At 58.8% G+C, this 13,601-nt stretch carries 11 protein-coding genes and 2 tRNA genes; 11 read left to right on the top strand and 2 right to left on the bottom strand.

Annotation, left to right across the window (positions count from 1 at the left end; genetic code table 11):
* Positions 1-3 precede the first annotated feature (3 nt).
* The 9 genes from AC07N4_RS10865 to AC07N4_RS10825 all read left to right on the top strand — a co-directional run bounded on the left by AC07N4_RS10865 (position 4) and on the right by AC07N4_RS10825 (position 9,152).
* A tRNA-Met gene (locus AC07N4_RS10865) sits at positions 4-80 on the top strand.
* 138 nt (positions 81-218) lie between these two features.
* Positions 219-677: a ribosome maturation factor RimP gene (rimP, locus tag AC07N4_RS10860; RefSeq protein ID WP_039769696.1), complete on the top strand. Its 459-nt coding sequence runs from the start codon at positions 219-221 to the stop codon at positions 675-677.
* 47 nt (positions 678-724) lie between these two features.
* Entirely contained in the window at positions 725-2,206 is a 1,482-nt protein-coding gene (nusA, locus tag AC07N4_RS10855; RefSeq protein WP_003221546.1) for a transcription termination factor NusA, read from the top strand.
* Between the two features lie 27 nt (positions 2,207-2,233).
* A complete protein-coding gene (gene infB, locus AC07N4_RS10850; protein ID WP_493065254.1) occupies positions 2,234-4,753 on the top strand; it encodes a translation initiation factor IF-2 in 2,520 nt (839 codons plus the stop codon).
* 159 nt (positions 4,754-4,912) lie between these two features.
* Positions 4,913-5,314 carry a 30S ribosome-binding factor RbfA gene (gene rbfA, locus AC07N4_RS10845; protein WP_096818842.1) on the top strand — a complete coding sequence of 134 codons (402 nt, stop codon included), beginning with the start codon at positions 4,913-4,915 and terminating at the stop codon, positions 5,312-5,314.
* Positions 5,315-5,318: 4 nt separating this feature from the next.
* Positions 5,319-6,236 carry a tRNA pseudouridine(55) synthase TruB gene (truB, locus tag AC07N4_RS10840; RefSeq protein WP_096818844.1) on the top strand — a complete coding sequence of 306 codons (918 nt, stop codon included), beginning with the start codon at positions 5,319-5,321 and terminating at the stop codon, positions 6,234-6,236.
* 141 nt (positions 6,237-6,377) lie between these two features.
* The gene (gene rpsO, locus AC07N4_RS10835) at positions 6,378-6,647 is read left to right on the top strand and encodes a 30S ribosomal protein S15 (protein ID WP_011332409.1); all 270 of its coding nucleotides are present in this window, start codon (positions 6,378-6,380) and stop codon (positions 6,645-6,647) included.
* A gap of 194 nt (positions 6,648-6,841) precedes the next feature.
* Positions 6,842-8,947 (top strand): polyribonucleotide nucleotidyltransferase, encoded by a 2,106-nt coding sequence (pnp, locus tag AC07N4_RS10830; protein ID WP_096818846.1) that lies wholly within the window; start codon positions 6,842-6,844, stop codon positions 8,945-8,947.
* A gap of 129 nt (positions 8,948-9,076) precedes the next feature.
* A tRNA-Thr gene (locus AC07N4_RS10825) sits at positions 9,077-9,152 on the top strand.
* 6 nt (positions 9,153-9,158) lie between these two features.
* On the opposite strand, the gene AC07N4_RS10820 is transcribed toward AC07N4_RS10825, so the two are convergent.
* Positions 9,159-9,662: a hypothetical protein gene (locus tag AC07N4_RS10820; RefSeq protein WP_493065255.1), complete on the bottom strand. Its 504-nt coding sequence runs from the start codon at positions 9,660-9,662 to the stop codon at positions 9,159-9,161.
* A gap of 276 nt (positions 9,663-9,938) precedes the next feature.
* Between AC07N4_RS10820 and AC07N4_RS10815 the strand changes: the two genes are divergently transcribed.
* Positions 9,939-10,244 (top strand): DUF6388 family protein, encoded by a 306-nt coding sequence (locus tag AC07N4_RS10815; protein WP_096819324.1) that lies wholly within the window; start codon positions 9,939-9,941, stop codon positions 10,242-10,244.
* Positions 10,245-10,295: 51 nt separating this feature from the next.
* Here AC07N4_RS10815 and nadC read toward each other — a convergent pair whose 3' ends face one another.
* Entirely contained in the window at positions 10,296-11,144 is an 849-nt protein-coding gene (nadC, locus tag AC07N4_RS10810; RefSeq protein WP_493065256.1) for a carboxylating nicotinate-nucleotide diphosphorylase, read from the bottom strand.
* Between the two features lie 255 nt (positions 11,145-11,399).
* Here nadC and AC07N4_RS10805 point away from each other — a divergent pair, with 255 nt between their 5' ends.
* Positions 11,400-13,589, top strand: a complete 2,190-nt coding sequence (locus tag AC07N4_RS10805; protein WP_493065257.1) for a DUF1631 domain-containing protein — start codon at positions 11,400-11,402, stop codon at positions 13,587-13,589.
* Positions 13,590-13,601 lie beyond the last annotated feature (12 nt).

The raw sequence follows: 13,601 nt of genomic DNA, 5'->3' as shown, positions 1-13,601 counted from the left end.
TGTCGCGGGGTGGAGCAGTCTGGTAGCTCGTCGGGCTCATAACCCGAAGGTCGTCGGTTCAAATCCGGCCCCCGCAACCAGTTTAAGGAGCCCCTTTTAAGGGGCTTTTTGTTAGCTGGACACTTTCAACGCCGCTGTTCGACGGCGTTTCAAGGATGGGCGTTTCGCCCATTTTTTTATTTTGCATAGCATGCACATACATGCACGAGGGGGTTCAGGTGTCGAGCAAGCTAGAAGAGTTGCAGGCCTTGCTGGCCCCGGTGGTCGTGGCCCTAGGCTATGAATGCTGGGGTATTGAGTTTTCGGCTCAAGGTCGCCACTCAATGTTGCGCGTTTATATCGATAAGGAAGGCGGCGTACTGGTGGACGATTGCGCCATCGTCAGCCGTCAGATCAGCGGTGTGCTGGATGTTGAAGATCCGATATCCGTTGAATACACCCTTGAAGTTTCCTCGCCAGGCATGGAACGCCCACTGTTCACTCTTGAGCAGTTTGCCAAATATGTCGGTGAACAAGTGAAGATCAAGCTGCGCTCGCCTTTTGAAGGACGACGCAACTTTCAGGGCCTTCTGCGCGGTGTAGAAGAACAGGATGTCGTGGTGCAGGTAGATGACCATGAATTCCTGTTGCCGATCGATATGATCGACAAGGCCAACATTATTCCCAGTTTTGACTGAGACGCGGATCCCGCGGATCCAATGGCTTGCGAAAGGCGAGGCGTACGATGAGCAAAGAAGTACTGCTGGTTGTTGAGTCGGTATCCAATGAAAAGGGCGTACCGGCAAGCGTAATTTTTGAAGCGCTGGAGCTGGCTCTGGCCACTGCTACCAAAAAGCGTTTTGAAGACGAAGTTGATCTGCGTGTGGAAATCAACCGCCACACCGGTTCTTACGAAACTTTCCGTCGCTGGACGGTCGTCGAAGAGAATGATCTCGATGATCCGGCCATCGAAACCTGGCCAAGCAAGGTTGCTGAAACGCATCCTGGTGCCAAGGTTGGTGACGTCGTCGAAGAAAAGATCGAATCCATCGAATTCGGCCGCATTGCTGCGCAGACCGCCAAGCAGGTCATCGTGCAGAAAGTGCGCGAAGCCGAGCGCGCTCAAGTGGTTGACGCTTATCGCGAGCGCCTGGGAGAAATCATCTCCGGCACCGTGAAAAAAGTGACCCGCGACAACGTGATCGTCGACCTGGGTAATAACGCTGAGGCGTTGCTGGCCCGTGAAGACATCATCTCTCGCGAAACCTTCCGTGTTGGCGTGCGTCTGCGTGCGCTGCTCAAGGAAATCCGCACCGAGAACCGTGGCCCTCAGTTGATCCTGTCGCGTACCGCGCCGGAAATGCTGATCGAGCTGTTCCGTATCGAAGTGCCGGAAATCGCTGAAGGCCTCATCGAAGTCATGGCCGCTTCCCGTGATCCGGGTTCGCGCGCCAAGATCGCTGTCCGCTCCAAGGACAAACGCATCGACCCGCAGGGCGCGTGCATCGGTATGCGCGGTTCGCGCGTCCAGGCCGTGTCGGGCGAGTTGGGTGGCGAGCGTGTCGATATCGTCCTGTGGGACGATAACCCGGCGCAGTTCGTGATCAATGCCATGTCGCCGGCAGAAGTGGCGGCCATCATCGTTGATGAAGATGCCCACGCCATGGACATCGCCGTTGGCGCAGACAATCTGGCTCAGGCCATCGGTCGTGGTGGTCAGAACGTGCGTCTGGCGAGCCAGCTGACTGGCTGGACCCTGAACGTGATGACCGAATCGGACATCCAGGCTAAGCAACAAGCGGAAACCGGCGACATCCTGCGCAACTTCATCGACGAGCTGGAAGTCGACGAAGAGCTGGCTCAGGTGCTGGTTGACGAAGGCTTCACCAGCCTGGAAGAGATTGCCTACGTACCGTTGGAAGAAATGCTCAACATCGACGGCTTTGACGAAGACATCGTCAACGAGCTTCGTGCTCGTGCCAAGGATCGCTTGTTGACCAAAGCCATCGCTACTGAGGAAAAGCTGGCAGACGCCCATCCGGCCGAAGACCTGCTCTCGCTTGAGGGTATGGACAAGGATTTGGCGATGGAACTGGCGGTGCGCGGCGTAATTACCCGCGAAGACCTGGCCGAGCAGTCTATTGACGACCTGCTCGACATCGACGGCATTGACGATGATCGTGCCGGCAAGTTGATCATGGCCGCCCGAGCCCACTGGTTCGAGTAATTAGGCGCGGCCTGAGGAGAGAAATGCATGACGCAAGTCACGGTGAAACAACTGGCCGATGAGGTCAAAACACCGGTAGAGCGCCTGTTGCAGCAGATGCGTGAGGCAGGTCTGCCGCACACCGCCGCCGAAGAACATGTGACTGACAGTGAGAAGCAATCCCTGCTGACTCACTTGAAGAGCAGCCACAAGGCGAAAGTGGAAGAACCACGCAAGATCACGCTGCAGCGTAAAACCACCAGCACCCTGCGTGTGGCTGGCAGCAAAAGCATCAGCGTTGAAGTCCGCAAGAAGAAAGTTTTCGTACAGCGTAGCCCGGAAGAAATCGAAGCCGAGCGCAAGCGTGAACTGGATGAGCGTCGCGCAGTAGAAAATGCTGCCCGTCAAAAGGCTGAAGAAGAAGCCCGTGTTCGCGCCGAAGAAGAAGCGCGTCGCCAGCCTGCTGCTGCATCGACCGCCACTTCCGAGCCTGTTGCAGCACCTGCGCCAGTCGCTGAACCTGTGCGCGAAGCTGCGCCGGTTGTGGCTGCAGCGCCAGCTGCCGACGCTCGCAAGCGCGACGAACAGCGCCGTCCGGACAAACCACGTGCCGACGACAACAACCGTCGCGGCAGTGGCGATGGCGAGCGCAAAAACGCTCCGCATCGCGCTTCGGTCAAGGAAAAGGCACCGGCTCCACGTGTGGCGCCACGCACTACCGACGAAGAAAGCGATGGTTTCCGTCGCGGCGGTCGCGGCAAGGCCAAGCTGAAGAAACGCAACGCCCACGGTTTCCAGAACCCTACCGGTCCTGTCGTGCGTGAAGTGAAGATCGGCGAAACCATCACTGTTGGCGATCTCGCTCAACAGATGTCGGTGAAGGCTGCTGAAATCATCAAGTTCATGTTCAAACTGGGTACTCCAGCGACCATCAACCAGGTGCTTGATCAGGAAACTGCTCAGCTGGTAGCCGAAGAACTGGGCCACAAAGTGACCCTGGTCAGCGACACCGCTCTGGAAGATTCCCTGGCCGAGTCCCTGAAGTTTGAAGGCGAAGCCGTTTCCCGTGCTCCAGTCGTGACCGTAATGGGCCACGTTGACCACGGTAAGACTTCCCTGCTCGACTACATCCGTCGTGCCAAGGTAGCTGCAGGCGAAGCCGGCGGCATCACCCAGCACATCGGTGCGTACCACGTTGAAACCGACCGTGGCATGGTGACGTTCCTCGACACCCCTGGTCACGCCGCGTTTACCGCAATGCGTGCCCGTGGTGCCAAGGCGACCGACATCGTGATCCTGGTGGTTGCAGCGGACGACGGCGTGATGCCGCAAACCATCGAAGCCGTTCAGCACGCTGTTGCTGCTGGCGTTCCGCTGGTGGTTGCGGTGAACAAGATCGACAAGCCGGGCGCTGATCTCGATCGCATCCGTAGCGAACTGTCTGCCCACGGCGTGACCTCCGAAGAGTGGGGTGGTGACACTCCATTCGTTCCGGTCTCCGCGAAGATGGGTACCGGCGTCGACGAACTGCTTGAAGCTGTATTGCTGCAAGCCGAAGTTCTCGAACTGACTGCAACCCCATCGGCCCCTGGCCGTGGTGTCGTGGTTGAATCGCGTCTGGACAAGGGCCGTGGCCCGGTGGCGACTGTTCTGGTTCAGGACGGTACTCTGCGTCAAGGCGACATGGTGCTGGTCGGCTCGAACTACGGCCGCGTGCGCGCCATGCTCGACGAGAACGGCAAGCCGATCAAGGAAGCAGGTCCGGCCATTCCGGTCGAGATCCTCGGCCTGGACGGTACGCCTGATGCTGGCGACGAGATGAGCGTGGTTGCCGACGAGAAGAAAGCCCGTGAAGTGGCTCTGTTCCGTCAAGGCAAGTTCCGCGAAGTCAAACTGGCTCGCGCTCACGCCGGCAAGCTGGAAAACATCTTCGAAAGCATGGGTCAGGAAGAGAAGAAGACGCTCAACATCGTCCTCAAATCCGACGTCCGTGGTTCGCTGGAAGCATTGCAGGGCGCTCTGAACGGCCTGGGCAACGACGAAGTGCAAGTGCGCGTGGTCGGTGGCGGTGTCGGTGGTATCACCGAATCCGACGCCAACCTGGCACTGGCTTCCAACGCTGTACTGTTCGGCTTCAACGTGCGTGCCGATGCCGGCGCACGCAAGATCGTCGAGCAGGAAGGTCTGGATATGCGTTACTACAACGTAATCTACGACATCATCGAAGACGTCAAGAAAGCCCTGACCGGTATGCTTGGCAGCGATGTTCGCGAGAACATCCTCGGTGTGGCCGAAGTACGTGACGTGTTCCGTTCGCCTAAGTTCGGCGCTATCGCCGGCTGCATGGTGATCGAGGGTACTGTTCACCGTAACCGTCCGATCCGCGTACTGCGTGAAGACATCGTGATCTTCGAAGGCGAGCTGGAATCCCTGCGCCGCTTCAAGGATGACGCTTCCGAAGTACGTGCCGGCATGGAATGCGGTATCGGCGTGAAGAGCTACAACGACGTCAAAGTCGGTGACAAGATCGAAGTCTTCGAGAAGGTTCAGGTTGCTCGCAGCCTCTGACTCGCGCACTTCAAGGGCCACGTCGGGCCGTCGCATGAAAATGCGCGGCACGGCGTCAGGACTCTAAACGCAACGCCCGGTCTGGCTTTTGTCAGGCCGGGCGTTTGCCGCTTTCAGACCTTGCGGGTTTCACCGCGGGGCAGTAACAGGTAACAAATCATGGCAAAAGAATACAGCCGTACCCAACGTATCGGCGATCAGATGCAGCGTGAGCTGGCCCAACTGATCCGTCGTGAAGTCAAAGACCCGCGCGTCGGCCTGGTCACCATTACCGCTGTTGAAGTCAGCCGTGACGTCGGTCACGCCAAGATTTTCATCACCGTGATGGGGCAGGACAACGCTGAAGACATCGCGCAAAGCATCAAGGTGCTCAACGCTGCCGCCGGTTTCCTGCGCATGCAGTTGGCCCGTGAGATGAAGCTGCGCAGCGTGCCGCAATTGCACTTCCACTACGACGAAAGCGTCGTGCGTGGCGCGCACCTGTCGGCCCTGATCGAGCGCGCCGTGGCTGAGGACAATCAGCACGTGGTTGCGGCAGAACCCGAAGACACCAAGGAGTAACTCGGTGGCTCAGGTCAAACGTATCCGTCGTAACGTCAGCGGCATCATCCTGCTCGACAAGCCGCTGGGGTTTACCTCCAACGCCGCGTTGCAGAAGGTTCGCTGGCTGCTCAACGCCGAGAAGGCCGGGCACACCGGCAGTCTCGACCCACTGGCCACCGGCGTGCTGCCGCTGTGCTTTGGCGAGGCGACCAAATTCTCGCAATACCTGCTCGATTCCGACAAGGGTTACGAAACCCTGGCGCAACTGGGCAAGACCACCACCACGGCAGACGCCGAAGGCGAGGTTTTGCAGGAGCGTCCGGTGACCGTTGGTCAGGCCGACATTGAGGCGGTCCTGCCGAAATTTCGCGGGCAAATCAGTCAGATACCGCCGATGTACTCGGCCCTCAAGCGTGATGGCCAGCCGCTGTACAAGTTGGCCCGTGCAGGCGAAGTAGTGGAGCGTGAACCGCGTTCTGTTACTATTGCGCGCTTGGAATTGCTGGCCTTCGAAGGCGATACTGCGCGTCTTGCGGTGGATTGCAGCAAGGGCACCTATATTCGTACCCTGGTGGAGGATATCGGTGAGCAACTCGGTTGTGGTGCGTACGTCGCTGAATTGCGCCGTACCCAGGCCGGGCCTTTCACCCTGGCGCAGACCGTGACCCTCGAAGAGCTTGAAGCGGTACATGCCGAAGGCGGCAACGAAGCGGTCGACCGCTTCCTGATGCCATCGGACAGCGGCCTGCAGGATTGGCCACTGCTGCACTTCTCGGAACACAGTGCGTTCTACTGGCTCAACGGCCAGCCGGTACGTGCTCCGGATGCTCCGAAGTTCGGCATGGTGCGGGTACAGGATCACAACGGTCGCTTCATCGGTATCGGTGAAGTGAGCGAAGACGGGCGTATCGCGCCGCGTCGACTGATTCGGTCAGAATGACCGGAAACCAGCCTGTGTAACAGCAGGCTGGCGAGTGTGGCTGTTAACAGGCACGGTCACTACTCATTTATAGATACAGGGATTTGTCCCTGGCCTGTTGAAACTGTTTTTGAAACAGTTTCCTGATAAAAGGATTGCCTCATGGCTCTCGACGTTCAAGAAAAAGCTCAAATCGTAGCTGACTACCAGCAAGCTGTTGGTGACACTGGTTCGCCAGAAGTGCAAGTTGCACTGCTGACCGCCAACATCAACAAACTGCAAGGTCACTTCAAGGCCAACGGTAAAGACCACCACTCCCGTCGTGGTCTGATCCGCATGGTAAACCAGCGTCGCAAGCTGCTGGACTACCTGAAAGGCAAGGACGTGAGCCGTTACAGCGCTCTGATCGCTCGCCTGGGTCTGCGTCGCTAATCAGCGATTGCGCTAGAGGTTGGTTGTCTGTCGTGCGTCAGTGGGATTCCCGCTGGCGCATGGCAGGCTCCCAGCCTCAAGTTTTATCTGGATACACGTTTTACCCCGGACAGACGTCGGGCCGATTCCCGGCATTGCCCAAGAATTTCGCAAGAAACCAGTTCCCCCAAGAGCCACAAAGAAGGTAGGACACCGTGAACCCGGTAATCAAAAAATTCCAGTTCGGTCAGTCGACCGTTACCCTCGAGACTGGCCGTATCGCCCGTCAGGCCTCCGGCGCAGTATTGGTCACCGTTGACGATGACGTCAGCGTATTGGTGACTGTAGTCGGTGCAAAACAAGCCGATCCGGGCAAGGGCTTCTTCCCTCTGTCCGTTCACTACCAGGAAAAGACTTACGCTGCCGGTAAGATCCCTGGCGGTTTCTTCAAGCGCGAAGGCCGTCCTTCCGAGAAAGAAACCCTGACTTCCCGACTGATCGACCGTCCGATCCGTCCGCTGTTCCCAGAAGGTTTCATGAACGAAGTGCAGGTTGTCTGCACCGTCGTTTCCACCAGCAAGAAGACCGATCCGGACATCGCTGCGATGATCGGTACCTCGGCTGCCCTGGCGATCTCGGGCATTCCGTTCGACGGCCCGATCGGCGCCGCTCGCGTTGCTTTCCACGAAAGCACCGGCTACCTGCTGAACCCGACTTACGAGCAGCAAGCTGCTTCGAGCCTGGACATGGTCGTTGCCGGTACTTCGGACGCCGTGCTGATGGTTGAATCGGAAGCCAAAGAGCTGACCGAAGACCAGATGCTGGGCGCGGTACTGTTTGCTCACGACGAGTTCCAGGTTGTGATCAACGCTGTCAAAGAACTGGCTGCCGAAGCGGCCAAGCCAACCTGGACCTGGGCACCTGCTCCAGAAGCCACCGAACTGTTGGGCGCTATCCGTGCCGAGTTCGGCGAAGCGATCTCCCAGGCTTACACCATCACCATCAAGGCCGACCGTTACGCTCGCCTGGGTGAGTTGAAGGATCAGGTTGTTGCCAAGCTGTCCGGCGAAGAAGGCCAGCCTTCGGCTTCCGACGTTAAAGCCGCTTTCGGCGAAATCGAATACCGCACCGTTCGCGAGAACATCGTAAACGGCAAGCCACGTATCGACGGTCGCGACACCCGCACCGTGCGTCCGCTGAACATCGAAGTCGGCGTTCTGCCGAAGACCCACGGTTCGGCGCTGTTCACCCGTGGCGAAACCCAGGCTCTGGTAGTCGCGACTCTGGGCACCGCCCGTGACGCACAGCTGCTGGACACCCTGGAAGGCGAGAAAAAAGACCCGTTCATGCTGCACTACAACTTCCCTCCGTTCTCGGTGGGCGAGTGTGGTCGCATGGGTGGTGCCGGTCGTCGTGAAATCGGTCACGGCCGTCTGGCCCGTCGTTCGGTTTCGGCGATGCTGCCTGCCGCTGACGTGTTCCCGTACACCATCCGTGTGGTTTCGGAAATCACCGAATCCAACGGTTCGAGCTCGATGGCTTCCGTTTGCGGCGCTTCCCTGGCCCTGATGGACGCTGGTGTTCCGATGAAGGCACCGGTTGCCGGTATCGCCATGGGTCTGGTTAAAGAAGGCGAGAAATTCGCTGTTCTGACCGACATCCTGGGTGACGAAGACCACCTGGGCGACATGGACTTCAAAGTAGCCGGTACCGCCAAAGGCGTCACCGCGCTGCAGATGGACATCAAGATCAAGGGCATCACCGAAGAGATCATGGAAATCGCTCTGGGCCAAGCCCTGGAAGCGCGCCTGAACATCCTCGGCCAGATGAACCAGATCATCGGCCAGTCGCGTACCGAGCTGTCGGCCAACGCTCCGACCATGATCGCGATGAAGATCGACACCGACAAGATCCGTGACGTTATCGGTAAAGGTGGCGCGACCATCCGTGCGATCTGCGAAGAAACCAAGGCTTCGATCGACATCGAAGACGACGGTTCGATCAAGATCTTCGGCGAAACCAAGGAAGCGGCTGAAGCTGCACGTCAGCGCGTTCTGGGTATCACCGCAGAAGCCGAGATCGGCAAGATCTACGTCGGCAAGGTTGAGCGCATCGTCGACTTCGGCGCATTCGTCAACATCCTGCCAGGCAAGGATGGTCTGGTTCACATCTCGATGCTGAGCGACGCTCGCGTAGAGAAAGTGACCGACATCCTGAAAGAAGGCCAGGAAGTGGAAGTACTGGTACTGGACGTGGACAACCGCGGCCGTATCAAACTGTCCATCAAAGACGTGGCAGCGGCCAAGGCTTCGGGCGTTTAATCACCCCGTCGCTTTAGCGCAATAAAAATGCCCCGCCGTGAAAACGGCGGGGCATTTTTTTGCCTGCGAAATATCGAGACATTCGGCGAAGTTGCCGACCTTCAAGACCAGTGCTAGGTTTAGCCCACCGCCCGTGTAGCTCAGCCGGTAGAGCAGCGCACTCGTAACGCGAAGGTCGCAGGTTCGATTCCTGTCTCGGGCACCACTTCTCTTATTTCACCTTGCGGCTCAACTCCTCGACGGTACGTTTGAGCTGATCCATCGCGCGATCCTGGTCGTTGAGCTTCTGTTTGAGGCTGGAGATTTCGCTGTTGCTCGAACTGGAGCTGGAGCCGCTGTTGCGCTTGAGGTCTTCGACCTGACGGCTCAGCGTATCGAGCTGGCGGTCCTGTTCCTTGACCTTGTTCTTCAGATCGTCGATTTCTCTGCCGCTGGAGCTTGAGCTGGAACCGCTGCTGCGCTTGAACTCTTCGATCTGGCGCGACTGCTCATTGACGGTGTCGCGCATCTTTTTCAGTTCCTCGACACCGATGCCGCTCTTGATCACTACGTCTTTGCCGAAATCGTTGTGAATGGCGGAGATCTGGTCGCCATAGGAAGGGCTGCTGCTACTCAGTTCAACTGCCATTGCGCTGGCCGGCAGGGCCAGGGTGCCCAGCAGGGCGGTCAGAGCGGTGGCGGACACAACAGAAGCAATCTTCGAAAAGCTGCGCATCACTGGGTTTCCTTGTGAACAGCGAAGGTAAGTGCCGGTATGGCACATCGCTATGACTTGGAATTCCGGTTTATGTTCCCCAGGTCAACTTTTTGTGGGAGAGATGTAAAGACCCGTGTAATTCGCTCGCCAAACGTCCTATATTCGTTGTCTGCATGAGCATCGCCCAGCAGTTTTCAGATGATCCCGAATGGTTCCGAAGGCCGGACAATCCGCGTCAGAGAGATCCTTGATGATCCAGATCCATCTTCCATTCCCATGATCAGCGAGAACGACATGACTGTGAAAGAATTGACCCAAGAGCAAAGGCACGAACAGGCGCTGGAAAAGTACAAACTTGATGCGTCGGAGCTCATGGACGAGATCAAGGATCTGAGTCCCGATGAGCAGAAAGACCAGATCCAATGGGCGTTCGAAGACGAAGCCGAAGCCCAGGGATTGCAGCCGTGGGAACTGACGCTCAAATACACCAGCACCCCTGAAGAGTTCGAGGCCAAGCGTCTGGAGCTGCACAAGGAGGCGGCTGAAGTGTTGGGCGTCGAGTGGGAAGAGTACTGCGAGATGAACAATCTGGTGGTCTGAAACAAAAACGCCAGCCTCGAAAGGGCTGGCGTTTTTTATTGCGCGTTCGATTCAGAGGCTGAGTCGCATCGACAGGTCTACGGCCTTCACATCCTTGGTCATCGCACCGATCGAGATGTAATCCACCCCGGTCTGTGCAATCGGCAGCAACGTGCTTTCGTTGATGCCGCCGCTGGCTTCCAGTTTCGCCTTGCCGCCGTTCAGGCGCACGGCTTCGCGCATGTCATCGAGGCTCAGTTCGTCGAGCATGATGATGTCGGCGCCGGCCGCCAGCGCTTCCTTCAGTTCATCCAGGCTTTCCACTTCGATTTCCACCGGTTTGCCCGGCGCGATCTTGTGCGCGGCGGCAATGGCCTGCGGGATTCCGCCGCTGGCGGCGATGTGGTTTTCCTTGATCAGGAACGCGTCGTACAGGCCGATGCGATGGTTATGGCAACCGCCGCAGGTGACCGCGTACTTCTGCGCCAGACGCAGGCCCGGCAGGGTCTTGCGGGTGTCGAGCAGTTTTACGTCGGTTTCTCCGACGAAGTCCGCAAGGTATTGCGCGCGGGTGGCCACGCCGGACAGCAACTGCAGAAAATTCAGGGCGCTGCGTTCTCCGGTCAACAGCGAACGGGCCGGGCCTTCCAGGTGAAACAACGGCTGGTTCGGCGAAACCCGTTCGCCATCGCGTACCTGCCAGTGCACCGCCACCCGAGGATCGAGCTGACGGAACACCGTGTCGACCCAGGCTGTGCCGCAGATCACGGCAGCGTCACGGGTGATGATGGTGGCTTTGGCCAGGCGTTCGGCCGGGATCAGTTGCGCGGTGATGTCGCCGCTGCCGATGTCTTCGAGCAACGCACGGCGCACGTTGGCTTCGATTTCGGCGGTCAAATCGGCGAGACGTAGATTCGGCATAACGGGCTCCACAAACTAAGTGGCCCGATTATAGGGGCATGGCATCGACCAACCCAAGGCGAGAACTTCCCCGTTGGCTTGCATCCGGTCGAATTTCTTTGAGCAAACCCGATTCCCGGGTGGTCACTTGTAGGTGTTGGCGCCTAGGGGAAACCCTGACGCCTCTGGCGCCGGAGACAACTTTTGCAAGATAATCCGCCTTGCATTTGACGCCATAGCTTTGACGTCGGCAAATCACCGTTTCAGGAGGCTTGGATGCACAACGACGGGAATGTAGTGCCTTTGCACAAGGCTGCTACCGATCAGGCGACTCACTCGCCGCTCGCCCGCCTGCCTGTGATTCTGCTTCAGGTTCGCGACAAGGCTGCACAGCGCCTGCGCAACGGTTTGCAGGAGCTGTTCGATAATGCCGACGACACGCTGTTCGAAATGGCCGACCGGGCGCGCAACGACGTCGAACAGAACATCTTTTTCGAAGCCATGCGCGACCTGCGCCTCAAGCGCAAGAACATCGAGCGTGGCTTTCTCGAGCAATTCTTCGAGGCCTTTGTCGGCCTCACTCAATATGATCCCGCCCAGAATGTCGTGTCTCATGCATTGCAGTACGAAGACACCACGGCGCGCACCGACGACATGGAGCGCAGCGTAGCGATCGAGACCATGGTCGGCCGTGTGCTGAATCGCGACGGTTTCGCCCTCGATCAATTGACCGCGCGGCTGAGCGCGCTGCTGGGCAAATCCCTCGATGATCAACACAACCCGCTGGGCCCGGCGATGCTGTGTGAGTATTTCCTGCAGGCCGGGCGCAATCTGGGCGTGGAGATCAAGGTCAAGCTGATCCTGCTCAAACTGTTCGAGCGCTACGTGTTGGCCGATACCGACCAGCTCTTCGCGGAGGCCAATCAACTGTTGGTCGCTACAGGCGTGTTGCCCGAGCTGAAACCGGCACCGGCCCGTCGCGCCAGGGATCATGCTTCGGCCAGTGCACACAGCGAATTCGACGATCTCGATCAATCCCCGGCGGACGCGGGTGTGCAGGAGGTTTTCGCCGCACTCCAGGAGCTGTTGATGCACGTGCGCGGCAGCGTCGCGCCGACCCTTGAGCCAAGCGCGGCGACTCAGCCGATTTCCACCCGCGACCTGTTGCGCCTGCTCTCGCATTTACAGCAGTACGTGCCGGCGCTGGCGGGGCAGGAAGACTTCGATCTGCGCAATCAGCTAGAGCAATTGTTGACCCGGGTCAGCGTGAAAAGCGGTAAATCACGGATCGTCGGTGGCGCCGACGAGGACGTGATCAACCTGGTTGCCATGGTTTTCGACTGCATTCTGGATGACCGCAACCTGCCGGATTCGCTCAAGGCGCTGATCGCCCGGTTGCAGATTCCGATGTTGAAAGTCGCGGTGATCGACAAGAGCTTTTTCAGCCGCAGCAGCCACCCGGCGCGACGCCTGCTCAACGAAATCGCCGAAGCGGCCATGGGCTGGGGCGAGTGCGACGGCGACGCGCGCGACAGCCTTTATCTGCGCATCGAACAAGTGGTGCAGCGTCTGCTGACGGACTTCGTCGATGACCCGGCGATTTTCTCCGAGCTGCTGGCGGATTTTCTCACTTTCACCAGCGACGAGCGCCGCCGCAGTGAATTGCTTGAACAGCGTCTGCGCGATGCCGAGGAGGGCCGCGCGAAAACCGAACTGGCCCGCCTGCGTGTCGAACAGGCCTTGAACCAGGCGATGCTGGGCAAAGTCCTGCCGCCGTCGGTGGTGACTTTCGTTCAGACGGCCTGGGGCAAGGTGTTGCTGCTGACGTGCCTCAAGCACGGCGATCAGTCCGCCGAATGGCAAGCCGACGTGCAGACCATGGAGCAGTTGATCTGGAGTGTGCAGCGTCACGAGGATGCCGAGTCAGGCCTGCGCTTGCTGTCGCTGGTGCCGGGCTTGCTCAAGTCGCTGCGTGACGGGCTGAGCAGTTCCGCCTTCGACCCGTTCGCCACCAGCGAGTTTTTCAGTGCGCTGGAAGCATTGCACGTTCGTTTGCTGCAGCCCTCCGTCGAGCCGGATCAGGTTGAATCGCCGCCGATGATCCAGGTGTCGCAAGCCATCGTTCTGCAGACCGCCGACGAAGGCAATTTGACCTTGGGCGGAGGGCGTTTGCCGGCCGATGAGGCGAGCCTGCGCCAGGTCGATCAATTGCGTCTGGGCAGTTGGGTGGCGTTCGAAGAGGATGAAGAACACACCTTGCGCTGCAAACTGGCGGCAATCATCGAGGCGACCGGCAAGTATGTGTTTGTCGACCGTACCGGGATGAAAGTGCAGGAGCGCAATCGCATCGCCCTGGCCATGGAGTTCCGTCGCGGGACGGTGCGGGCGCTGGATGACACCTTGCTGTTCGACCGCGCGCTGGAGTCGGTGCTCGGTAACTTGCGGCGGCTCAATCGCGGCAAGTGATCGCGCGCCAGG

The organism is Pseudomonas sp. GW821-FHT09E04 (genome assembly GCF_059416185.1).
This window is presented reverse-complemented; position numbering and strand designations above follow the sequence as displayed.